This is a genomic window from Paraburkholderia tropica (genome assembly GCF_914484835.1).
In the GTDB taxonomy this organism is placed as follows: Bacteria; Pseudomonadota; Gammaproteobacteria; order Burkholderiales; family Burkholderiaceae; genus Paraburkholderia; species Paraburkholderia tropica_A.
On sequence record NZ_CAJZAR010000031.1, the window covers coordinates 180,498 to 204,271 of the forward strand.

Below are 23,774 nucleotides of genomic sequence, written 5' to 3' on the forward strand. Positions count from 1 at the left end.
AATTTGGTGACAGTCAAGATTACTGGAGGTCTCGTTTTAAATGAGAATCGACAAGCTCACCACCAAGTTTCAGGAAGCACTCGCCGACGCACAAAGCCTGGCCGTCGGCCGAGACAATCAATACATCGAACCGGTCCATCTGCTGGCGGCGCTCGTCGCGCAACAGGACGGTTCGGCGCGCTCGCTGATGTCGCGCGCGGGCGTGCAGGTTCAGGCGCTGCAAAACGCGCTCAACGACGCCATCAACCGTCTGCCGCAGGTGCAGGGCACCGACGGCAACGTGCAGGTCGGGCGCGAGCTCACGGGCCTGCTCAATCAGGCCGACAAGGAAGCGCAGAAGCTCAACGACACCTATATCGCGAGCGAAATGTTCCTGCTCGCCGTCGCCGACGACAAGGGCGACGCGGGCCAGATCGCGCGCAAGAACGGTCTCACGCGCAAGGCGCTCGAAGCGGCGATCGTCGCGGTGCGCGGCGGCGCGCAGGTGCATAGCCAGGACGCCGAAAGCCAGCGCGAGGCGCTCAAGAAATACACGGTCGATCTGACCGAGCGCGCGCGCGCCGGCAAGCTCGATCCCGTGATCGGCCGCGACGACGAAATCCGCCGCTCGATCCAGATCCTGCAACGCCGCACCAAGAACAATCCGGTGCTGATCGGCGAGCCGGGCGTGGGCAAGACGGCCATCGTCGAAGGTCTCGCGCAGCGCATCGTCAACGGCGAAGTGCCGGAAACGCTCAAGGGCAAGCGCGTGCTCTCGCTCGACATGGCCGCTTTGCTGGCGGGCGCGAAGTATCGCGGCGAGTTCGAGGAGCGCCTGAAGTCGGTGCTCAGCGACATCGCCAAGGACGAAGGCCAGACCATCGTCTTCATCGACGAGATTCACACGATGGTCGGCGCGGGCAAGGCCGAAGGCGCGATGGACGCGGGCAACATGCTCAAGCCGGCGCTCTCGCGCGGCGAGCTGCACTGCATCGGCGCGACCACGCTCGACGAATATCGCAAGTACATCGAGAAGGACGCCGCGCTCGAACGCCGCTTCCAGAAGGTGCTCGTCGACGAGCCGTCGGTCGAGGCGACCATCGCGATCCTGCGTGGCCTGCAGGAAAAGTACGAACTGCACCACGGTGTGGAAATCACCGACCCGGCGATCGTCGCGGCGGCGGAACTGTCGCATCGCTATATCACCGACCGTTTCCTGCCGGACAAGGCCATCGACCTGATCGACGAAGCCGCTTCGAAGATCAAGATGGAAATCGATTCGAAGCCCGAAGAGATGGACAAGCTCGATCGTCGTCTGATCCAGCTGAAGATCGAACGCGAAGCCGTCAAGAAGGAAAAGGACGAAGCGTCGCAGAAGCGTCTGCAATTGATCGAAGAGGAAATCGATCGACTGAGCCTCGAATATAAGGACCTCGAAGAGATCTGGACCGCCGAGAAGGCCGCGGTGCAGGGCAGCGCGCAGATCAAGGAAGACATCGACAAGGTGCGCGCCGAGATCACGAAGTTCCAGCGCGAAGGCAAGCTCGAAAAGGTCGCGGAATTGCAGTACGGCAAGCTGCCGCAACTGGAAGCGCAGCTCAAGCAGGTCGCGCAGGCCGAGGCCACCGAGCAGAACAGCCCGAAGCGTCATCGTTTGCTGCGCACGCAGGTGGGCGCCGAGGAAATCGCGGAAGTCGTGTCGCGTTCGACCGGCATTCCGGTCTCGCGCATGATGCAGGGCGAGCGCGAAAAGCTGCTGCTGATCGAAGACAAGCTGCATGAGCGTGTGGTCGGCCAGGACGAGGCGATCAACGCGGTGTCGGATGCGATCCGCCGTTCGCGCGCCGGTCTCGCGGACCCGAACAAGCCCTACGGCTCGTTCCTGTTCCTCGGGCCGACGGGCGTGGGCAAGACCGAGTTGTGCAAGGCGCTCGCGGGTTTCCTGTTCGATTCGGAGGATCACCTGATCCGTATCGACATGAGCGAGTTCATGGAGAAGCACAGCGTCGCGCGTCTGATCGGCGCGCCGCCGGGCTACGTCGGTTACGAGGAAGGCGGTTATCTGACCGAGGCCGTGCGCCGCAAGCCGTATAGCGTGATCCTGCTCGACGAAGTCGAGAAGGCGCACCCGGACGTGTTCAACGTGCTCTTGCAGGTGCTCGACGACGGCCGCATGACCGATGGCCAGGGCCGCACCGTCGACTTCAAGAACACGGTGATCGTGATGACGTCGAACCTCGGTTCGCACCTCATCCAGTCGATGCACGGCGAGCCGCAGGAAGCGGTCAAGGAAGCGGTCTGGAACGAAGTGAAGCTGCAGTTCCGCCCCGAGTTCCTGAACCGGATCGACGAAGTCGTCGTGTTCCATGCGCTCGGCAAGGACAACATCGAGTCGATCGCGAAGATCCAGCTGCAGCGTCTGCGCGAGCGTCTGGAAAAGCTCGACATGGAGCTCGTGGTGTCGGACGAAGCGCTCGGCAAGATCGCGGATGTCGGCTACGACCCGCTGTTCGGTGCGCGTCCGCTCAAGCGCGCGATCCAGCAGGAGATCGAGAATCCGGTCGCCAAGCTGATCCTCGCGGGCAAGTTCGGGCCGAAGGACGTGATTCCGGTCGACGTTCAGGACGGCAAGCTCGTGTTCGAGCGCGTCGTGCACTGAACGCACTGAGTGAGCATCGGGCGCGACGGTGATGCGTCGCGCTACGAATGAAAAGGGCTCCCCAATCGGGGAGCCCTTTTTTCATGGGCGATGCGAAAGCGCCAACGCGCGAGAGACGCGCCGCGCGTCACTTCACCTCATCAAGCCTGCTTGTTGCCGCCGCCGAACAGCGCGGCGAGGCCGCCGAGCGTGCCGAGCACGCTTTCGCTGTTGATCTGGCCGCCTTGCGGCACTTCGCCGTTCGGCGTGCCCGCGTTCACGACGTGCGGCAGCACCTGGGCGAGCAGGCCGCTGACCTGGTCGGGCTGCATGCCGACCTTCTGCGCGAGACCCGAGACCACGTCCGAGCCGAGCACATTGTGCAGTTGAACGGGCGACACGGCCTGGTTCTCGCCGTTGCCGACCCACGATTGCACGACGTCGCCGAGACCGCCTTGCTGGAACTTCTGGATGAGGCCGTTCAGGCCGCCCGGCTGGTTGTTGACGAATTCCATCGCGAGTGCGAGGAGTTGGGCCTGGCCGCCGCCTTGTTGCTGTTGCGACGAACCGAGCAGGGAACCGAGGGTATCAAGCAGGCTCATGACGATCTCACTGAATGATGGCCGCGACGGGGGACGCGGCCGGAAAATCGGACGGCGCGCATCGGGCGCGCCGCGGGACGGCTGAAAGTGCCGGAAAGCGGGCGCGCGGTATCAGGCGCCCGAGGCGGCCGCGTCGGAAGCGGCCTTGCTCTTCTTCGACTTCTTGCCCTTCTTGGCTTTGGTATCCGAGGCGGCGTCCGGCGCGGTGGCGGCGGGCGCGGCCGAACCCGCCTGCGCGGCGCTCGCGGCGGCGGCTTCCTTGTCCTTCTTGCTCTTGCGCTTGGACTTGCCGGCCGTGGCGTCCGAGGCGGCCGGCGCGGTCGTGGCCGTCGGAGCCGTCGTAGCAGGCGTGTGAGTCATCGGGTTCGGCGCGGTGCCGGTCGTGGCGGCGGGCGCGGCCGTCGTGGCCGGGGTCGCCGCCTTGCCGCTCTTGGCCGACGCAGCCGGCTTACCCGCCGGCGGCGCCGACGAACCGTTGATCGTCAGGCCCGCGGCTTCGAGATTCTGCACCGACTTCGGCCCGATGCCCTTCACGCGCGTGACGAGATCGTCGGCGTCCTTGAACGGGCCGTTCTTGCTGCGTTCGTCGAGGATCGCCTTGGCGTGGGCCGGGCCGATGCCCTTGACCGATTCGAGCGCCGCCTGATCGGCGGTATTGACTTCGACAGCCGCGGCGAACGCGGCGGACAGCGACAGACCGAGTGCGAGGAACAGCATCAGCAGCTTCTTCAGCATGGCAATCACTCCATTGAGGGCAATTCGAATTCGGTTAGCCGGGAACGGACGACGCATCCAGTCGGTAGGGCGCTGCGCTATCAGGATAGGACAGTTCGCGCATCCGTGGACGGGAAGCGGTCGATTTATACCGAGCGTTTCGTGGCAAGACAATCGCACCGCACAATATTTAATACTTCTGTGCATTGTGGCGGCGGCCGATCGCGGCGAATCACGGCAAATCGCGGCGGGCGCAACGAGCGCGCGTGCGCCAGGACGGTGCGCGCGTTCGGAAAACTGCGGCTGGAGCGTCGGAAAAACCGTAGGCGCAAACGCTCAGGCCCGATGCGGTCCGACGATACCGTGCTTCGCGATACGCCGATAAAGCGTCGCGCGCGAGATGCCGAGCGCGGCAGCGGCGGCGTCGGGACGCCAGCGATGCGTGGTGAGGGCAGCGAGGATGCGGGCGCGCTCGGCGTTGCCGGTTTGACCGGTAGCACGTTCGCTCGACGGCGCCGTGGCGCCGCATGGGTCGCATGGCGAAACGGCCAACTGCGCCGCGAGATCGGCGCTCAAATGCCGCGCCTCCACGCGCACGGTGTCGCACACCGCGCATGCGTAGCGCATGGCATTGCGCAACTGGCGCAGATTGCCGGGCCACGCATAGTCGGCGAGTTGCGCGGCCAGCGCGGCGTCGAGCCCGAGCGGGCGGCCCGCGGCCTGCGCTTCCTCGGCGAATACCGCGTCGATCAGCGTGCCGATGTCGCGCCGCTCGCGCAGCGGCGGCAGCGTGAGCACCGCGCCGCTCAGGCGGTAATAGAGATCGTCGCGAAACGCGCCCGCCGCGGCCATCTGCGCGAGATCGCGGTGCGTCGCGCAGATCACGTCGAGATCGACACGCAGCGGCGTCTCGCCGCCGAGCGGCAGCACTTCGCCTTCGGCGAGCACGCGCAGCAGGCGCGTCTGCAACGCGAGCGGCATGTCGCCGATTTCGTCGAGAAACAGCGTGCCGCCATCGGCCAGCGCGATCTTGCCGCGCGCGCCGTGACGCCGCGCGCCCGTGAACGCGCCCGGCGCATAACCGAACAACTCGCTCTCGATCAGCGACTCGGGCAGCGCGCCGCAATTCACCGCGACGAACGGCCGGTTGTGGCGCGGCCCCGCATCGTGGATCGCGCGCGCGAATACTTCCTTGCCCGCGCCGGTTTCGCCGAGCAGCAGAATCGGCAGCCGCTTGCCGACCACGCGCTGCGCGATGCGCGCGTTCTCGGCCACGTGCGCGTCGGCGCTGCGCAGGAAGGGGCCGAGCGCGCTGCGGTCGTGCGTTTCCTCGGCGCGCGTGGTGCGCATGGCGTGTCCGTCGCGCGCGTCGCGCAGCGGCACCGCGCCATGCACGCCCGCCGACGCGGAGCGCCCGAGCGGCGCACGGATACGCGCATAAAGCATCGCGCCGCTCGCACGCAGACGCAGCGACGCGATGGCTTCGATGCGGCCGATATCGCGCAACTGCACGTGTGACGAATCGAAAATCTCGTCGATATGACGCGGGCCTTCGAGGCCCGGAATGATTTCGCGCGCGCGCCGGTTCGCGGCGACCACGTTGCCGTTTTCGTCGAAGGCGATCAGCAGTTCGGGCTGCGCCTCGACGTAATTGCGGCTCTGATGGCCGAACAGAATCCAGCACGACGACGTGCGATGCAGGAAATAGCCGTCCTCGATGAGCGTCGCGCTTTGCCGCACGAGCTGATTGACGATGCGCTGGCTCTCGCGCCCGTCGGGCGACTGCACGGCGGAGGCATCGAGCACGCCGATCAGTTCGCCGCCCGGCGCGAAAATCGGCGCGGCGCTGCACGTGAGCGTGGTGAACGCCGCGCGGAAATGATCGGTCTTGTGCACGGTGATCGGCGCGAGATCGGCCAGCACGCTCGCGATCCCGCAAGTGCCTTCCTCGCTCTCCGACCAGCACGAACCGATATGCAGGCCCGCGTGCTTGAAGTCGTTGCGGCGCTCGCGGTCGATGCGGTAGTCGATGGTCACGCCGTGCGCGTCGGTGAGCATCACGCAGTAATCGGCGTCGCGCACCACGTCGTGCAGGCGCGTGAGGCACTGGCCCGAGGCGCGCAGAAACGATTCCTCGCGCTCGCGGATTTCGCGCAGTTCGGCGGCGCTCAGTACGCGCGGGCCGATCACCGAACCGGGGTCGAGCTGATAGCGCTCGAATGAGCGCTGCCACGACGATGCGAGCCGCGCCGAGCCGGACGGCGCGGGCACGCGGCCTTCGACGGCGTCGCGCACGCGCGCGGCGTGGCGGGTGGGAGCGAGGGCGTAGGGCATGGCGGTTCCAGTCGAATCCAGACCAATCCAGGCGGGGACGCGGAGCGCGCGCGGCGTCCGGCGGGAACCTGTTGTAGCACATCCGGCGCGCGCGATCACACCGCAGCGCAGCAAGCGAGACGGCTGAGACGATCGTCTCAGCGCGTCGCGAGACGCGCATGCGTCGCTGCACAACGGCGGCTCGGGCACGTCGTGCGGGGCGCGGCGCGATGCGGCCCGCGCGTCTCGCTGCACTGCATGGCGTCTCAGTACCGATTGCCGCGCTCGCTGAGACGCGGCGGCGCGGCGCGGCGCATCGTGCCGGGCGAGCGTGGAACGGCCGCAAAGCCGCGTCGCAGCGGCATTTCGCCGGCGCGAGCGGGCGACGCGGACGCATTGGCATAACGCTTGCAGAGTCTGCGGACAAAGGCGGCGTGCAAGCGTCGCTGACACAAGGCATCCGCCCATGCGCGGATCAGGAGACAAAGCCCGTGACGACGCCCGTGACCGTAGGCGTGATCGCGAACCCGGCTTCGGGTCGCGACATCCGCCGCTTGACCACGCATGCTTCCGTGTTTCCGACGGCCGAGAAAGCCAACATGGTCGTGCGCTTGCTCGCGGGCCTCGGCGCGTTCGGCGTCGATCGCGTGATCACGTTGCGCGACAAGACCGGCGTGGCCGCGCTCGTGCTGCGCGCGCTCGAAACGCATGCGGCGGTGGCGCGTCACGAGCGCTGGCCCACCGTCGATTTCATCGATCTGCCGATCAGCGACAGCGCCGCCGACACGCACGCGGGCGTCGCCCGCATGGTGCGCGAGCAGGTCGCGCTGATCGCCGTGCTCGGCGGCGACGGCACGCATCGCGCGGTCGCGGCGCATTGCGGCGACACGCCCTTGCTCGCGCTCTCCACGGGCACCAACAACGCGTTTCCCGAACTGCGCGAGGCCACCGTGGCGGGCCTCGCGGGCGCGCTCGTCGCGACGGGCGCGGTGCCCGCCGAAACCGCGCTCTCGCGCAACAAGCGGCTGGTGGCGCGCTGCGTCGAAGGTCCGGCGCTGGGCCGCGAGGAAATCGCGCTGGTCGATGTCTGCGTGTCGCGGCAACCGTTCGTCGGCGCGCGGGCGATTTCGGATAGTTCGGATATCGAATCGTTATTTCTGGCCTTTGCGCCGCCCGACGGCATCGGGCTCGCGTCGATCGGCGGGGCATGGGCGCCGGTCGGGCGCGACGCGGCGCACGGGCTGCACATGACCTTCGGTGCGCCCACGGACGCGAGCGGCGAGGGCGTGCCGATCCTCGCGCCGATCGCGCCGGGCCGCATCGAGCGGCTCAACATGCGCACCTGCCAACGGCTCGAAGTGGGCATGCCGATGCCACTGGACGCGGGCCACGGCACGCTCGCCTTCGACGGCGAACGCGAGATCGAACCGGCGCGCGGCGACCGCTACGAAGTCGCGCTCGACTGGGGCGGCCCGTTGACGGTCGATGTCGCGCGCACGCTGCGCTACGCGGCCTCGCATCAGTTGTTGCGCGAGGCGGCGGCGCGCGTTTGACGATTTTTATGCCCACACCCTCAACCAGGAGGCATCAGCATGGACGAACCACTCAAAGGCCGGGTCGCGATTGTCACCGGCGGCGCGCGTGGCATCGGGCGCGGCATCGCGCTCACGCTCGCTCAGGCGGGCGCCGACGTGCTGCTCGCCGATCTGCTCGACGAAGCGCTCGCGCAGACCGCGAAGGACGTGCAGGAACTCGGCCGCCGCGTGGTCACTTGCAAGGTCGACGTCACGCAGTCCGCGCAGGTCGAAGCGATGGTCGCGCGCGCGATTTCGGAACTCGGTGGCCTCGACATCCTCGTGAATTGCGCGGGCGTGATTTCGATTCATCCGGTATCCGAACTATCGGAGCGCGACTGGGACTTCGTTATGGACGTCAACGCGAAGGGTACGTTTCTTGGCTGCAAGGCGGCGCTGCCGCATCTGCTGATGCAAAAGCGCGGCCGCATCATCAACGTCGCGTCCATTGCGGGTAAGGAAGGCTTTCCGAATCTCGCGCACTACAGCGCCTCGAAGTTCGCCGTGGTCGGCTTCACGAACGCGCTCGCGAAAGAGGTCGCGCGCGAGGGCATCACGGTGAATGCGATTTGCCCGGGCATCGTGCGCACCTACATGTGGGACCGGCTCTCCGACGAATGGAAGAACGAAGGCGAGAGCGTCGAGCAATCGTGGCAGCGCCATCAGCTCGCGCTGATTCCGCAGGGCCGCGCGCAAACGCCGGAGGACATGGGGCGGCTCGCCCTGTTCTTCGCGACGATGGACAACGTCACCGGGCAGTCGGTGAACGTCGATGGAGGCTTCACGTTTCATTGAAGGCAACGCAGGCACGACTCATTGTGTTTCATCAGGAGACAACCATGTCGAATCAGTTGAACAAGGAGCAGTTGCTCGCGGCGTATCGCTCGATGCGCACGATCCGCGAATTCGAGGAGCGTCTGCACGTCGAGTTCGCGACCGGCGACATTCCGGGTTTCGTGCACCTCTACGCGGGCGAGGAGGCGTCGGCGGTCGGCGTCATGAGCCATTTGAACGACGCCGATTACGTGGCCACCACGCACCGCGGCCACGGCCATTGCATCGCCAAGGGCGTGGACGTGCGCGAGATGATGGCCGAGATCTACGGCCGCGAAACCGGATCGTGCCGCGGCAAGGGCGGCTCGATGCATATCGCCGATCTCGCGAAGGGCATGCTGGGCGCGAACGGCATCGTCGGTGCGGGCGGTCCGCTCACCTGCGGCGCGGCGCTCGCGGCGAAGCAGAAGAAAACCGGCGGCGTGGGCGTGTGCTTTTTCGGCGACGGCGCGTCGAACCAGGGTGTGATCTTCGAGTCGATGAATCTCGCGTCGGTCTGGCGTCTGCCGGTGATTTTCGTGGCCGAGAACAATGGCTATGCGGAAGCGACGTCGTCGACGTGGTCGGTGGCCGCCGACAATATCGCCGACCGCGCGAATGGCTTCGGCATGCCTGGCGTGATCGTCGACGGATTCGACTTCTTCGCGGTTTATGAAGCGCTCGGCGAAGCCATCGCGCGGGCGCGCAACGGCGGCGGTCCGACGCTCGTCGAGATGAAACTCTCGCGCTATTTCGGCCATTTCGAAGGCGATGCGCAAACTTATCGCGCGCCCGGCGAAGTGCAGAAACTGCGCGAGGAAAAGGATTGCCTCAAGCGTTTCGAAGAACGCGTGGTGCGCGCGGAACTCGCGAGCACCGACGATCTACGCAAGGTCGATGCCGAAGTGAAGGCGCTGATCGACGACGCGGTTGCCAAGGCGAAAGCCGCGCCGCTGCCCGCGCCCGAAGCGCTGTTGACCGATGTGTACGTGTCGTATCCCTGAGCGCCCCGCTGCGCGGGTAGTCACAGTTAATCAGGATTCCAGATCAAGGAGACGAAAATGGCACGGAAAATCACCTATTCGCAGGCGATCAACGAGGCGCTTGCACAAGAGATGACGCGCGACGAAAGCGTGATCGTGATGGGCGAGGACAACGCGGGCGGCGCGGGCGCGCCCGGCGAGCAGGACGCGTGGGGCGGCGTGCTCGGCGTGACGAAGGGGCTGTACGGCAAGTTTCCGGGCCGCGTGCTCGATACGCCGCTCTCGGAAGGCGGCTTCATCGGCACGGCGGTGGGCGCGGCGGCGTGCGGTCTGCGGCCGGTGGCGGAGCTGATGTTCATCGACTTCATGGGCGTGTGCTTCGACCAGATCTTCAATCAGGCGGCCAAGTTCCGCTATATGTTCGGCGGCAAGGCGGTCACGCCCGTGGTGATCCGCACGATGTGCGGCGCGGGCTTGCGCGCGGCGGCGCAGCACTCGCAGATGCTCACCTCGCTGTTCACGCATATTCCGGGGCTCAAGGTCGTGTGCCCCGCCACGCCGTATGACGCGAAGGGGCTCATGATCGCGGCGATCCGCGACAACGATCCGGTGATCTTCTGCGAGCACAAGCTGCTCTACACGATGGAAGGCGACGTGCCCGAGGAGTCGTATTCGATTCCGTTCGGCGAGGCCAATATCGTGCGCGATGGCGACGACGTGACGATCGTCACCTACGGGCGCATGGTGCATTACGCGCTCGATGCGGCGCAGAAGCTCGCGAAAGACGGCATTGAAGCGGACGTGATCGATCTGCGCACGACCTCGCCGCTCGATGAAGAAACGATCCTCGAAAGCGTGAGCCGCACGGGCCGCGTGGTGGTGGTGGATGAAGCGAATCCGCGCTGCTCGATCGCCACGGACATCGCCGCGCTGGTCGCGCAGAAGGCGTTTCACGATCTCCAGGCGCCGGTCGGCATGGTGACCGCGCCGCATACGCCGGTGCCGTTCGCGGCCTCGCTCGAAGACCTCTATATCCCGTCGGCGGATCAGATCGCCGCCGCCGCGCGCGCCGCAAGGAGCTGAAGTCATGCCGATTCACATGATCACGATGCCCAAATGGGGCTTGTCGATGGAACAGGGCCAGGTGAACGGCTGGCTCAAGTCGCCCGGCGACAAGGTCTCGAAGGGCGACGAACTGCTCGACGTCGAGTCCGACAAGATCGCGTCGGGCGTCGAGTGCGCGTTCGAAGGCATCTTGCGACGACAGATCGCGCAGGAGGGCGATACGCTGCCGGTGGGCGCGTTGCTCGGTGTCGTCGCCGATGCGGAAACTTCGGATGCCGAAATAGATTCGGCTGTCGCCGAATTTCAGCGCGATTTCGTGCCCGCGAAAGCGGGCGACGCCGACGCGGGGCCGCAGCCTGAGAAGGCGCAGATCGGCGGGCGCACCGTGCGCTGGCTGAAGCTCGGCGAGGCCGATGCGACGCCCGTCGTGCTGATTCACGGTTTCGGCGGCGATCTCAACAACTGGCTGTTCAATCACGCCGATCTCGCGGCGGGTCGCACGGTCTGGGCGCTCGATCTGCCGGGGCATGGCGAGTCGGGCAAGGCACTCGAGAGCGGCGCGCTCGACGAACTCGCGCAGAGCGTGATCGATTTTATCGACACACAGAAGATCGAGCGTGCGCATCTGGTCGGGCATTCGCTGGGCGGCGCGGTCGCGATGACGGTGGCCGAGCGCGTGCCCACGCGCGTGACGTCGCTCTCGCTGATCGCGAGCGCGGGTCTCGGCGACGAAATCGACGGCGCGTATATCGACGGGTTCGTGAGCGCGGCGAACCGCAATGCGCTCAAGCCGCATGTGACCAAGCTGTTCGCCGATCCGGCGCTCGTCACGCGTCAGCTTGTCGAGGATCTCGTCAAGTACAAGCGGCTCGAAGGCGTGCAGGATGCGCTCGCCAAAATCGCCTCGCAGAGCTTCGCGGCTGGCGCGCAGCGGCGCGTGTTCCGCGACCGGCTCTCGACGCTCGCGCCGAAAGTGCTGGTGATCTGGGGCGACGCCGACCAGATCATTCCGGCGCGGCACGCGCAGGGTCTCGCGCCGACGGTGCAGGTGGAGGTGATCGCGGGCAAGGGGCATATGGTGCAGATGGAAGCCGCCGCCGAGATCAACCGTCTGCTCAAGGCGTTTTTCGACGCGGGAGGCTGAGATGGAGCACGCCGCGTCCGACACGCCGCGCGCCGGCGACACCGCGCTCGGCCAGCACGGCTTGCGCAGCCGCGAGAAGCTCGCGCGCATTCCCGTCAAGATCGTGCCGGCGGGCGAGGGCGCGGCGTTGCCCAAGCCGCCGTGGCTGCGCGCAAAGCCGATGATGAGCACGACGGTGGCCGAGGTCGCGGCCGTGCTGCGCGAGCATCGCCTGCATTCGGTGTGCGAGGAGGCGATGTGCCCGAATATCGGCGAGTGTTTCGCGCAGCGCACGGCCACGTTCATGATCATGGGCGGGCTGTGCACGCGGCGCTGTCCGTTCTGCGATGTCGCGCACGGGCGGCCCGCGCCGCTCGACGAGGACGAGCCCGCGCATCTCGCGGCGGCGGTCGCGGCGCTCGGTTTGCGGCATGTGGTGATCACGTCGGTGGATCGCGACGATCTGCGCGACGGCGGCGCGGCGCATTTCGCGCGCTGTATCGCGAGTGTGCGCGAGTGCGTGCCGGGAATCGGCGTCGAGGTGCTGACGCCGGATTTTCGCGGACGCATCGAGCGCGCGCTCGACGCGCTCTCGGCGGCGTGGCCCGATGTGTTCAATCACAACGTCGAGACGGTGCCGTCGCTGTATCGCGCGGCGCGTCCGGGCGCGGATTATCACGGCTCGCTGCGGCTGCTGGCGCGTGCGAAGGCGATGAACGGGGCACTCGTGACGAAGTCGGGGCTGATGGTCGGCCTCGGTGAAACCGACGTGCAATTGCTGGAGACGATGCGCGATCTGCGCGCGCACGACGTGGAGGTGCTGACGATCGGGCAGTATCTCGCGCCGTCGCGGTTTCACTTGCCGGTGCGGCGCTACGTGCATCCCGATGAGTTCGCGGCGCTGCGCGAAGCGGGTTTGGCGATGGGCTTTCGCGAGGTGGTGGCGGGGCCGCTCGTGCGCTCGTCGTATCACGCGGCGCAGACGGTGGAGGCGGCGCGCGCAGTGGTGTGAAATTTGGCCTGGTCTGTTATGCAACTAACTGCCAAGCGCGTGCGTAACCAAAAACCGGGAGTCAGTGGTGCGTAGACGGCGTTAGCCAAGCCGGCCGCTTGTCTTTAGCGATGGCGACCTTGCATCGTCGCCATCGTTTCCATCGTTTCCAACCGCATCGCCGCGATCAGGCGTGAGTCCGCAAATACCGCGTGCTCACGCGCTGCAAATACACCGCGAGCCCCGCACCCGCGATCACGAGACTGGCGGCGTTGGCGAGCCAGAAACCGCGCGCGCCGGTCGCCCAGACGGGCAGGTTGCCGAACACATCGAAGCCGAGCGCGTAGCCGCCGCCCAAACCCACGCCCCAGAGCGCGATCGCATAGATCACGGTCGGCACCACGGCGACCTTGTAGGCGCGCAGCGCGAACGCAGTCGTGATCTGCAACGCGTCGAATACGTGATACACGGTGACGATCGCGACGAGCGGCATCGCCGCAATCGCCACCGCCGGATCAGGCGTATACCCGCCGATGATCAGCGGCCGCAGCACGAACACGATCGCACCGTACACGCAGGCGATCGCGACCGCCGTCATCACGCCGTGGCGCGCGAGCGTGCGCGCTTCGGCATGACGTCCCGCGCCCAGCGCCTGCGCGACCAGCGTCGAAGTCGCCACGCCGATCGAGTGCGGCGTCATGTACAGCACCGCGCCCATGTTCCCGGCGATCTGATGGCCGGCGAGCGTCGTCGTACCCAGGCGCGCGATGAAAATCGCCATGAAGGTGTAAGACGTCACCTCGATCAGATACGACAGACCCATCGGAATGCCGAGCTTGAGCAGTTCCGCCTGGCGCTTCCATTCGGGCCAGCAGAAGTGCTTGAAGATCTCGAACGGCTCGAACACGTCGACGCGCGTGAAGGCTATCGCCGCACACAGCGCGAGCGCCCAGTTGATCGACGTGCTCGCGAGCGCGCAGCCGGGACCGCCGAGCGCAGGCACGCCGAGTCCGCCGAAGATCAGCCAGGTATTGAGCGGCACCTTGACGATCAGCGCGCCCACTTGCAGAAACATCACGAGACGCGGCCGGCCTACGGCATTGGCGAGCGAACTGTAGATGCGAAACGCCAGCGCGGCGGGCAGGCCGAAGGAAAGCAGCCGTAGATAACCGATGGTGCGCTCGCGCAGCGCTTCGGGCGCGCGCGCGAGGTCGAGCAGCGGGCCGGGGAAATAGAGAATCGTGAAGCCGATCGCCATCAGCACGAGCGCGAGCCAGAAGGCCTGGCGCACTTCCTCGCCGATCTCGGTGTCCTTGCGCGCGCCGTAGAGTTGCGCGGTGACGGGCTGAAGCGCCGTGAGAATCCCCGTGAGCCCGATGTAGACGGAGACGTAAATCGACGAACCGAGTCCGAGTGCGGCGAGGTCGAGCGCCGAGTAGCGGCCCACCATCGCCGTGTCGATCACGCCGAACGCGATGATCGCGAGCTGGCCGACCAGCACCGGCCACGCGAGGCCGGCGATGCGCCGGATGTCGGCGAGGAACGTCGTCGTCACCGCGGCCTCAGTCGGGGCGCTTGCGCCAGACGTGCTTTTTCACGGGCGGTTGCGGGCGGTCGATGCGCACGTAGAGGCGGAAGCGCTCGTCGCGGTCGGCCACACGGCGGCCTTCCCAAACCAGCTTCCAGACGAAGTTCGACATCGAGCTCGGCTCGCCGAAGTCCTGGGTGTCCTGGCGCAGGATCACGTCGCAATCCTCGTCGAACGAGAAGTGCATCTTGCCGAAATAGGCGAAGGTGGCGATCTGCGCGTCGCCCAGACGCACGGGCGAGATGCACTGATAATCGGCGGGCAGGTGGGCGGCGATCTGCTGAGCCACGTCCTTATAGGTCCGGCTGTAGTTCACGACGGGCAGCCAGAGCGTCATCAGCAGCACCCACATCAGCGTGGTGCCGCCGCTCGACAGCACGACGCTGCGCCACAGTACCTTCGGATGACGCGCCACGCGCCATTGCACGAGCGCCATCCAGCAGAGCGTCACGGCCACGGCGCAGACGAACGAGAGAATCTTGAATTGCGGCGCGAAGCCCGGTGCGAGGCGCGCGAGATTGCGCGCGAGCGGCGCCGGGAAGCCCGTCATGCCCGCCAGCCACACGAGCCAGACGAAGGTGCTGAGGATCGTGAAGCTGAGCACGGCGAACCAGTCGATCGCGTTGATCGCGCCGCGCTTGAGCGTCGGCAGCGCGAAGGCGGCGAGCACGCACACGGCGGGCAGCACGAGCATGAACAGGCGATTGGTTTCGTGGCTCTGCACGACCACGAGGATCAGCAGCGGCACGATCACCGAAAGTGGAATCGCGATGTGCGGCGCGCGGCGCAGGCCCGCCCAGCTCACCCAGGCCCAGATCGCGAGCGGCCAGGCCGGCCACGTGAACAGCGGCAGATTCTTGGCCGCGTAGCGCAGCACCGTGCCCGGCGGCCCGGCGAACGCGTTGACGTTGGTGCGCGCCCACTGGTTGAGGAACCAGACGCCGTCGTCGGGATAGATATGCAGCGTGAGCAGCGGCCACGACAGGCCGACCACGAGCGCAACCGGCAAACCGGCCACGAGCAGCCAGCGCGAACGCGTTTCGGGCGCGATGGCGAGCATCGCGAGCGTACCGATCAGCAGGGCGCCCACCAGCACGGGGCCGCTTGCGAGCATCACGATGCCGAGCGCGAGGCCCCACCAGAGCGCGCCCTGGATCGGCTTGTCGATGGCGCGCACGAGGCCGTAGACCAGCATCGCGATACCGACGAACTGCATCAGTTGCGGCGTGGTTTCGTGGCCGCGCTCGGCGAGACCGAAACAGGCCAGCAGGATCAGCACGGCGCCGTCGGCGAGCGTGCGGCCGTAGTCGCGCGGCTCGGGCTCGCCGCCGAACGCGTATTTGAACGGCTGCACTTCGGGGCGGCGGCCGAGCAGATAGGCGCTGTACCAGACGAACGCGCAGGCCAGGCAGAACAGCACGCCGGTGGCGATGCGCGAGGCGTTGCTCGCGTCCACCCACGGCGCGAACACGCGGATGCACAGCGCGCCGAGCCAGTAGCCGAGCGGACCGTTCTCGGTCACGTACTTGCCGACGAGGTTGGGCAGCAGCCAGTCGTGCGAGGTGCCGCCGGCCATGGTCCACATCACGCCGAAGCCGGCCGCATCCTCGTTCTTCCACGGATCGCGGCCGAACAGGCCGAACGACGCGAAGATAATACAGATGGTCAGCAGCAGCCAGCGCGGCAGGGCGCTGGTGGCGGAGGCGGTGAGGCGAATGGCTGGCTTCATGCAGTGCGGAGGAATTCGAGTAAGCGCAATGGCCGCGCGCGGCCGTTGCGGAGCATCCGGCATTCTAGCCGGGCGGGCTCGCGCGCGTCACGGCGGCTGGCGCCCGTCATCTGTTGCCAACGCTTGCCGGCGCAATAAAACGGCGGTGACCGGGCCGCGGATCAGCGGCTGACAGACGCGTCGCAGCAGGCGTCGCGGCAAGCGTCGGAAATATTCGGTAAGGCGCGCCGGACAACAAAAAAGGGCAGCCTGGGCTGCCCTTTTCGTACACGTCTGTGCGGGTTCCGGCACGATGACCGGAGAGCGAAGCTTACTTCGTTGCCTTGCCCGTAGCGCGTGCGCCGAACTTCTTGTTGAACTTCTCGACGCGGCCGGCCGTGTCCATGATCTTCTGCGTACCCGTGTAGAACGGGTGCGATTCCGACGAGACTTCGATCTTTGCGAGCGGGTAGGTCTTGCCGTTGAATTCGGCGGTTTCGCGCGTCTGGATGGTCGAGCGCGTCACGAAACGGAAATCGTTCGACACGTCGATGAACAGGACTTCGCGGTAATTCGGGTGAATGCCTTCTTTCATGGTCTTTCCTTAAATCTGGCGGTAGCCAACCCACGTTGCCCGCAACACCCATGTCGCGGCGCTTTTCGCGCGAGCCACTTGCCCAAGGTCGAAAAAACGCGATTATGCCAGAAAATCAGCTGGTTGGCGAATTTTTGCAGGCCCGCAACAGGTTTTTCAGGCCGGTTGGCCGTCCAGTGCGCCGACCCGCGCCGGATCCTGACGGTAATAGCGCGCGAGCAGCCGATAAAGCTCGGGATATTCGGCCTCGAAGGCCTTCGGCGTGACGAACAGCGCTTCGCTGCACACGGCGAAGAACTCCGACGGATGATCGGCGGCATAGGGATCGATCAGCGAATCGCGCTCGAAACGCTTCCAGCGCCGTTCCGGCACCGCATCGACCTTGTCGCAGAACTGGTCGTAGGCATTGTCGAAGACATCGGCCCAGGTCTGCGCATCGAGCGGCGCGTGCCAGCGGCGATAAAGGGGCGGATGCCCGTCGGTTTCGCCGTTGAGCATGTCGATCTTGTGCGCGAACTCGTGGATGACGACGTTGTAGGCGTCGCTGCCGTCGGTCATCTGCGCATCTTCCCACGAGAGGATCACCGGGCCGCCTTCCCAGGCCTCGCCGCTCGCGTCGTGCTCGACTTCGTGCACCACGCCGTCCTCGTCCTCGACGGTCTTGCGGATCACGAATTCGCCCGGATAGACGATCACGCCCACCCAGCCCTTGTAGAGATCGAGCGACAGATTGAGCACGGGCAGCGACGCCTGCGCGGCGATCGCCACGGTCATCGCGTCGGTGAGTTCGAGATCGTGCGCGGTCGAGAATTCCTTCTGCGCGAGGAACAGGCTCGTGATTTCGCGCAGACGCACGAGATCGGCGGCGTCGAGGTGGCCGAGAAAGGGCAGTCCGTCGAGCGTCGCCTGCCAGAGCGCGTCGTCGATCGCGTAGGTGCGCAGCGCCTTTTCGCGGCGGCGCGCGCCGAACCAGCTGGAGAGTTTCGAAAGCATCGCGTCGGTTGTGTTCAGTCGATCTGCTTTTGCCACATGGCGAATACCGCGCCGACGAGGGCCGCGCCCATCAGATAGTAGAAGCCGTCGAGCGAAGTCAGAAAGCTCGCCTGCTGCGCCACCATCCGGCTCACCTGCGCGAGCGCGAGGCTATGCGCTTCGCCCGGCGGGCGGCCGAGCGCCTCGAAGGTATGTGTCAGCTTCGCGAGCGTGTCCTGAAAGATCGGGTTGAGCGGATTTACGAATTCCACGAGCCGCGTCTGGTGCAGCGCCAGCCGATGCTGCTCGACGATGATGACCGTGGCCGTCGCGAACGATATCGTCAACTGACGGACGATGTTTTTCAAGCGGTAACCGTGGGTGAATTCGTCGATGTCGAAGATGCGGAAGGTGAGATTCGCCACCGGCAGGACGATAAAAAGCAGCAGCAGGCCGCGCAGCAGCAGCGGCGGAATCAGCCACGACTGGCTGACGTCGGGCGTCATCTTCGTCATCCAGAACGCCACGAAAAACGTCAGCAGGAAGCCCGGCACGATGATCCATTTCTTGTGCGTGACGAACTTCGCATAGCGGAAGTAAAGAAACAGCGCGGTGGCGGAAATCAGCGAGGTGATGCCGGTCAGTCGCCCCGCGTTCTCGACCGGATAGTTCAGGCCGCTTTCGAGAAAGCGCGAGACCAGATAGCTGAGCACCGTGCTCATGTAGTAGTAGAACATGTATAGCAGCAGCCCGACCTGGAACGGCCGCTCGCGCAGCGCGTGCAGCCGCACGAGCGGCTTCGGATGGTGCCACTGGTGCCAGACGAACCACGCGAGCGAGCCGATGCCCGCGAGCGTCAGCAGCGGAATTTCGGGCGACGTCGTGAAGAGTTCGAAGCGCACCTGCTGCATGGCGATCTGCAGCGCGCCCTGCGCGAACGCGAAGATGATGTACGGCCAGAAGTGCGACTCGCCGCGCTCCTCGGGCAGCAGATGGCCGGAATTGGGCAGCGCGAGCAGGGCCAGCACGGCGTAGAGCACGCCCGCCGGCGCGGAAAACGCGAACAGCGCGCGCCAGCCGAAATACGACACCAGATAGCCGCCGACGAGCGGCGCAAGCGCGCTGGAGAGCACGATCAGGATCAGGAATGCGCGCGTCGCGACGGGGCGCTGCTGCGGCGTGAAGCTGATCTGGATGAGGATGCGGCAGGTGCCCATCATCGGGCCGATGAAGTAGCCCTGGAAGCCGCGCGCGAAGGCCAGTTCGATCGACGATTCGCAGAGCGCCGCCGCGACCGAGCCCGCGGCATAGAGCAGCAGGCAGCCGCCCACGTAGCGACGGTAGCCCATGCGCTCGACCCACCATTGCTGCTGCAGGATGCCGAGCACCGCGCACACGGCATAACTGCTCGACGACCAGACGAGTTCATCGGGCGAGGCGTTGATGCCGCCCGCGATATAGCTCGTGAAAAACGAAAAAATCGCGTTGTCGTAGTAGTCGAGTCCGGTCGCGATGGCGAGGACCCAGGGGAAGAAGTCGCCGCGCAGGCGCGCGGCGCTGAAGATCGGTTCGCGGGCGGAGGTGGCGCTCATGCGCGTTCGCCTCCGTCTTCGTCGTCGGACTGTTTTTGCGTGCGCTTCTGGCCGCGCTTTTCCGCGCCTTTGCTGACACGCGCGTGGCCGGGTTTGTTCGCCGACTTGAGCGCGGCGGCGGGCGTTTTGGCGTGGGCGGGCGCAAGCAGCGCCGCGTTGCGTTCGGCGTCTTTGCGGCGGCGCGAGGCGGCGAGGCGTTCGTCGATCAGCGCTTCGGACGGCTCGCCCGCGAGGCGGCGCTTCAGGTAATCGAGATCGTCGGCGAGTTCGGCGCGCACGCTTTGCGCTTCCTTCAACTCGCGCCGCACGGCGCCGATGCGCGCGTCGAGCGTGTCGATCTGTTGCGCGAGCGCGTCGGCGATCTGTTGCAGCGATTCGTGCGAGTAGCGCCGCCGTCCGTCGCCGACCGACTCCAGCGGACGCTTGAGCATTTCGGTGATGCCGTGCAGCGAAAAGCCGAGCGCACGCAGGCGCAGAATGCGCGCGAATTGTTCGAGATCGTGTTCGTCGTAGAGGCGGTAGCGGCCTTCGCTACGCGTCGGGGTAACGAGGCCGCGTTCCTCGTAGTATTTGAGCGTGCGTGGCGTGACGTTCAGCCGCAAGGCGGCGTCGCGCACGGTGAGGAGCGGGTTGGCGTCCGGGGTAAGGTCCGGTTTGGCGTGTCTGGACATCGGCGGCCGGCCGGGTAGACGGCGGCAGTAAAGATAGACCCGGATTATAGTTCAACGTAAACGTTCACGTTCAGGTTGTGGCCGGGTGCATCCGCAACGGTTTATTGCGTGAAATCAGTGGTGAAACGGGGCGAGAAATGAAAAACGCCCGCATGGAGCGGGCGTTTTTTGTCGTGCCTGAGGCAGCGAGCGGGGCGCGAGGCCTTAGCCGCCGCGGCGCATCATGTCGAAGAACTCGGAGTTGTTCTTCGTCTGGCGAATCTTGTCGAGCAGGAATTCCATTGCTTCGACTTCGTCCATGTCGTGGATGAACTTGCGCAGCACCCAGATCTTCTGGAGGATGTCCGGCTTGATCAGCAGTTCTTCGCGACGCGTGCCCGACTTGTTCAGGTTGATCGACGGGTAGACGCGCTTTTCCGCGAGACGGCGCTCGAGGTGCACTTCCATGTTGCCCGTGCCCTTGAACTCTTCGTAGATCACGTCGTCCATGCGGCTGCCGGTTTCGATCAGCGCGGTGCCGATGATCGTGAGCGAACCGCCTTCTTCGATGTTACGAGCCGCGCCGAAGAAGCGCTTCGGACGTTGCAGCGCATTGGCGTCCACACCGCCGGTCAGCACCTTGCCCGAAGCCGGCACGACCGTGTTGTAGGCGCGCGCGAGACGCGTGATGGAGTCGAGCAGAATCACGACGTCGTGCTTCATTTCGACGAGACGCTTGGCCTTTTCGATCACCATTTCGGCGACCTGCACGTGACGCGCGGCCGGTTCGTCGAAGGTGGAGGCGATCACTTCGCCGGCCACCGAACGCTGCATTTCCGTCACTTCTTCAGGACGCTCGTCGATCAGCAGCACGAACAGGACCACGTCGGGGTGGTTCTGCTTGATGGCGTGCGCGATGTGCTGGAGCATCACGGTCTTACCGGACTTGGGCGAAGCGACCAGCAGGCCGCGCTGACCCTTGCCGATGGGCGCGATCATGTCGATGATGCGGCCCGTCACGTTCTCCTCACCGCGCATTTCGCGCTCGAGCAGCAGCACCTTGTTCGGGTGCAGCGGCGTGAGGTTCTCGAACATGATCTTGTGCTTCGAGGCTTCCGGCGGCTGGCCGTTGACCTTGTCCACCTTCACGAGCGCGAAATAGCGTTCGCCGTCCTTCGGCGTGCGCACTTCGCCTTCGATCGTGTCGCCGGTGTGCAGGTTGAAGCGGCGGATCTGCGACGGGCTGATATAGATATCGTCCGTGCTGGCGAGATACGAGGTTTCCGGCGAGCGCAGGAAGCCGAATCCGTCCGGCAGCACTTCGAGCGTGCCGTCACCGAAGATCGTTTCGCCCGTCTTGGCGCGCTTTTTGAGAATCGCGAACATCAGTTCCTGCTTGCGCAGGCGGTTCGCATTTTCGATCTCGAGGCCATTGGCCATCTCGATCAATTCGGACACGTGCAGAGACTTGAGCTCGGAAAGATGCATACGGAGAACCCGTCGGGAAGGGAGCGACGAAAAGAAGTCAGGGGGAAAAGAACGAGCGGAACCGCTCAAGGACTTATATAAGGGCGCCGGATACGACGCTTTATGGATTCTAGCATAGCACACGCCAGAAACCGTCAGTGAAGCCCAACGGTATGTTTCGGCATGTTTTTAGCGTGCATGTTGTCGGCTGACAACATGGCGCGATACAGACCTGGCGTGCTTTTCAGCTCCGCCGCGGCTGCCGTGAGGGCAGGGCGCGCGGCGGTGGCAGCGCCTTTTTACAGGTGGCTGTCCAGGAACGCGGTGAGCTGCGACTTCGAGAGTGCGCCGACCTTTTGCGCCGCGACGGCGCCGTTCTTGAAGAGGATCAGCGTGGGGATGCCGCGCACGCCGAACTTCACCGGCGTCGATTGATGCTCGTCGACGTTGATCTTCGCGACTTGCAGACGGTCGCTATAGTCCTTCGCGACTTCGTCGAGAATCGGCGCGATCATCTTGCAGGGGCCGCACCATTCGGCCCAGAAGTCCAGCAAGACGGGCTTATCGGATTTAACGACGTCCTGTTCGAACGATGCGTCGCTGATGTGCTTGATTTGTTCGCTCATTGTATGAATACCTCTTTCGGATCGAGGCTGATTGAATTGCTCGCCACGATACACCAAAAACCAGAATATATCCGGCGATGCCCAAGCCTTGCCGGGCGGGACCGGATCGAGTCGCCAAGGCTGCCCTGACAACGATCGACGCCAGTGTAGCCTAAATCCCTATGCGTTGCCGACGGTGATAGTACGCAGGTCGGCAGCAGGGTTTCCTGCTTTTTCTCCAACATTTCGTGCGTTGCGTGCACGGTTTGCGTGCCGTGGAGCTTGCATGCACCTGTCGATTGTCCGCGTGCCGCGCAGCCTGACTGCGTGCTGCCGCACTGTCTTTCCACGATCCACCGACGTTGCGCACAATCTCGATATGGTGGCGCGGCGCGCGTTTGCAAGCACATTTGCAAGTGCATTTGCCAATGCGCGCGCATCCGTCAAACCCCGGTGGAGCGGGCGCTCAGCCGCGTCGCGCAAAGAGTTTTGCAGTGCGGCATTCTCAATTCGGTGCAAGCGATGTTAGAATGCGACGTGACGGGCCTCCTCGCATGGTGGGGCGGTCAACCTGGTCAGGTCGGGAACGAAGCAGCCACAGCCGTTTTCCGCCAGTGCCGAGGGTCAGGCTCGTCACCTTCGCTTTTTTTCTGGCGATTGTTCTTCTAGCGCATCGCGCGCGTCTGCTGCATCCATCCTCGGTCTCAGTCCCAGTTGTTGCGCAAGGTTCGCACCTCGTCGCTCAATTCCCCGTTTCTTCAAGATTTTTTCGCCGCAGGCTTTTCGCGTCGCGCTGTTGCGTGTCGGTGCGCGTGCCGTGTCGTTGCTCGTGCCATTTTGCGCACACGCCGGGCGTTTCGCGCGCGCTTTCGCATGCGTTCGCGCACGCCTTCACGCACGCGTCGCGGATCAGGTCCGGCGCGCCCGCATACAAGGCGTTCGGCGCTTTCCGATTCATCGGAGCGCGCAGGCGTTGCTGATACAATTTCCAGATGACCTATCAAGTTCTCGCACGCAAGTGGCGACCGAAGGATTTCGCTTCGCTCGTCGGACAGGAGCACGTGGTGCGCGCGCTCACGCATGCGCTCGACGGCGGCCGTCTCCATCACGCGTACCTGTTCACGGGCACGCGCGGCGTGGGCAAGACGACGCTCTCGCGCATCTTCGCCAAGGCGCTCAATTGCGAGACCGGCGTGACGTCCAAGCCGTGCGGTGTGTGTCGCGCGTGCCGGGAAATCGACGAAGGGCGCTTTGTCGACTATGTGGAAATGGACGCGGCGAGTAATCGCGGCGTCGACGAAATGGCCGCGCTGCTCGAGCGCGCGGTCTACGCGCCGGTCGATGCGCGCTTCAAGGTCTATATGATCGACGAAGTGCACATGCTCACGAACCACGCCTTCAACGCGATGCTGAAGACGCTGGAGGAGCCGCCGCCGCACGTGAAGTTCATTCTCGCGACGACCGATCCGCAAAAGATTCCGGTCACCGTGCTCTCGCGCTGCCTGCAGTTCAATCTGAAGCAGATGCCTGCGGGCAATATCGTCGAGCATCTGACGCATATTCTTGGCGAGGAAAAGGTCGAGTTCGAGTCGCAGGCGCTGCGCCTGCTCGCGCGCGCCGCCGACGGCTCGATGCGCGACGCGCTCTCGCTGACCGACCAGGCAATCGCGTACTCGGCCAACCAGGTGACGGAAGAGGCCGTGCGCGGCATGCTCGGCGCGCTCGACCAGAGTTATCTGATTCGCCTGATCGACGCGCTGGTGACCGGCGACGGCCCCGGCGTGCTGGCGATCGCCGACGAA

At 65.4% G+C, this 23,774-nt stretch carries 18 protein-coding genes, 1 other RNA gene and 1 pseudogene; 9 read left to right on the forward strand and 11 right to left on the reverse strand.

What is annotated here, in order from left to right:
* Window positions 1-40: 40 nt before the first annotated feature.
* Entirely contained in the window at window positions 41-2,638 is a 2,598-nt protein-coding gene (gene clpB / locus LDO54_RS05085) for an ATP-dependent chaperone ClpB (RefSeq protein ID WP_224007328.1), read from the forward strand.
* A gap of 140 nt (window positions 2,639-2,778) precedes the next feature.
* Here the strand turns inward: clpB and LDO54_RS05090 are convergent, their stop codons facing one another.
* The 3 genes from LDO54_RS05090 to LDO54_RS05100 form a co-directional block, all read right to left on the reverse strand.
* The gene (locus LDO54_RS05090) at window positions 2,779-3,225 is read right to left on the reverse strand and encodes a YidB family protein (protein ID WP_436975510.1); all 447 of its coding nucleotides are present in this window, start codon (window positions 3,223-3,225) and stop codon (window positions 2,779-2,781) included.
* 105 nt (window positions 3,226-3,330) lie between these two features.
* On the reverse strand, window positions 3,331-3,954 hold the full coding sequence (locus tag LDO54_RS05095; RefSeq protein WP_224007334.1) for a ComEA family DNA-binding protein: 624 nt from the start codon (window positions 3,952-3,954) through the stop codon (window positions 3,331-3,333).
* A gap of 315 nt (window positions 3,955-4,269) precedes the next feature.
* Window positions 4,270-6,267, reverse strand: coding sequence for a sigma-54-dependent Fis family transcriptional regulator (locus LDO54_RS05100; RefSeq protein ID WP_224007337.1), 1,998 nt, complete (start codon window positions 6,265-6,267; stop codon window positions 4,270-4,272).
* A 470-nt stretch (window positions 6,268-6,737) separates the two neighbouring features.
* Here LDO54_RS05100 and LDO54_RS05105 point away from each other — a divergent pair, with 470 nt between their 5' ends.
* The 6 genes from LDO54_RS05105 to lipA are packed head-to-tail and all read left to right on the forward strand — an operon-like array spanning window position 6,738 to window position 12,816.
* Window positions 6,738-7,799 (forward strand): ATP-NAD kinase family protein, encoded by a 1,062-nt coding sequence (locus LDO54_RS05105; protein ID WP_224007340.1) that lies wholly within the window; start codon window positions 6,738-6,740, stop codon window positions 7,797-7,799.
* A 39-nt stretch (window positions 7,800-7,838) separates the two neighbouring features.
* The gene (locus LDO54_RS05110) at window positions 7,839-8,615 is read left to right on the forward strand and encodes an SDR family NAD(P)-dependent oxidoreductase (protein ID WP_224007343.1); all 777 of its coding nucleotides are present in this window, start codon (window positions 7,839-7,841) and stop codon (window positions 8,613-8,615) included.
* A gap of 44 nt (window positions 8,616-8,659) precedes the next feature.
* Window positions 8,660-9,637, forward strand: a complete 978-nt coding sequence (locus LDO54_RS05115) for a thiamine pyrophosphate-dependent dehydrogenase E1 component subunit alpha (RefSeq protein ID WP_224007345.1) — start codon at window positions 8,660-8,662, stop codon at window positions 9,635-9,637.
* A 57-nt stretch (window positions 9,638-9,694) separates the two neighbouring features.
* Entirely contained in the window at window positions 9,695-10,699 is a 1,005-nt protein-coding gene (locus tag LDO54_RS05120; protein ID WP_224007348.1) for an alpha-ketoacid dehydrogenase subunit beta, read from the forward strand.
* A 4-nt stretch (window positions 10,700-10,703) separates the two neighbouring features.
* Window positions 10,704-11,825: an acetoin dehydrogenase dihydrolipoyllysine-residue acetyltransferase subunit gene (locus tag LDO54_RS05125; protein WP_224007351.1), complete on the forward strand. Its 1,122-nt coding sequence runs from the start codon at window positions 10,704-10,706 to the stop codon at window positions 11,823-11,825.
* Between the two features lies 1 nt (window position 11,826).
* On the forward strand, window positions 11,827-12,816 hold the full coding sequence (lipA, locus tag LDO54_RS05130; protein ID WP_224007354.1) for a lipoyl synthase: 990 nt from the start codon (window positions 11,827-11,829) through the stop codon (window positions 12,814-12,816).
* Window positions 12,817-12,982: 166 nt separating this feature from the next.
* Here lipA and LDO54_RS05135 read toward each other — a convergent pair whose 3' ends face one another.
* From LDO54_RS05135 to trxA, 8 genes and pseudogenes are all read right to left on the reverse strand, one after another.
* Window positions 12,983-14,350: an MATE family efflux transporter gene (locus tag LDO54_RS05135; protein WP_224007357.1), complete on the reverse strand. Its 1,368-nt coding sequence runs from the start codon at window positions 14,348-14,350 to the stop codon at window positions 12,983-12,985.
* A gap of 7 nt (window positions 14,351-14,357) precedes the next feature.
* Complete coding sequence (locus tag LDO54_RS05140; protein ID WP_224007360.1) at window positions 14,358-16,112, reverse strand: ArnT family glycosyltransferase; 1,755 nt, start codon at window positions 16,110-16,112, stop codon at window positions 14,358-14,360.
* A 310-nt stretch (window positions 16,113-16,422) separates the two neighbouring features.
* Window positions 16,423-16,686, reverse strand: coding sequence for a type B 50S ribosomal protein L31 (locus LDO54_RS05145; protein ID WP_224007363.1), 264 nt, complete (start codon window positions 16,684-16,686; stop codon window positions 16,423-16,425).
* A 156-nt stretch (window positions 16,687-16,842) separates the two neighbouring features.
* Window positions 16,843-17,679, reverse strand: coding sequence for a M90 family metallopeptidase (locus LDO54_RS05150; protein WP_224007366.1), 837 nt, complete (start codon window positions 17,677-17,679; stop codon window positions 16,843-16,845).
* Between the two features lie 14 nt (window positions 17,680-17,693).
* Window positions 17,694-19,250: an MFS transporter gene (locus LDO54_RS05155; RefSeq protein WP_224007369.1), complete on the reverse strand. Its 1,557-nt coding sequence runs from the start codon at window positions 19,248-19,250 to the stop codon at window positions 17,694-17,696.
* 161 nt (window positions 19,251-19,411) lie between these two features.
* Window positions 19,412-19,921 (reverse strand): annotated as a pseudogene (locus tag LDO54_RS05160) (MerR family transcriptional regulator); the annotation flags it as partial.
* Window positions 19,922-20,125: 204 nt separating this feature from the next.
* On the reverse strand, window positions 20,126-21,388 hold the full coding sequence (gene rho, locus LDO54_RS05165) for a transcription termination factor Rho (RefSeq protein ID WP_027818379.1): 1,263 nt from the start codon (window positions 21,386-21,388) through the stop codon (window positions 20,126-20,128).
* Window positions 21,389-21,666: 278 nt separating this feature from the next.
* Window positions 21,667-21,993 (reverse strand): thioredoxin TrxA, encoded by a 327-nt coding sequence (gene trxA, locus LDO54_RS05170; RefSeq protein ID WP_065060043.1) that lies wholly within the window; start codon window positions 21,991-21,993, stop codon window positions 21,667-21,669.
* Window positions 21,994-22,511: 518 nt separating this feature from the next.
* Between trxA and ffs the strand changes: the two genes are divergently transcribed.
* Together ffs and dnaX are read left to right on the forward strand one after the other, a co-directional pair.
* Window positions 22,512-22,610, forward strand: an RNA gene (gene ffs, locus LDO54_RS05175) — signal recognition particle sRNA small type.
* A 354-nt stretch (window positions 22,611-22,964) separates the two neighbouring features.
* A partial coding sequence (gene dnaX / locus LDO54_RS39190; RefSeq protein ID WP_436975507.1) for a DNA polymerase III subunit gamma/tau occupies window positions 22,965-23,774 on the forward strand: 810 nt, incomplete at its 3' end.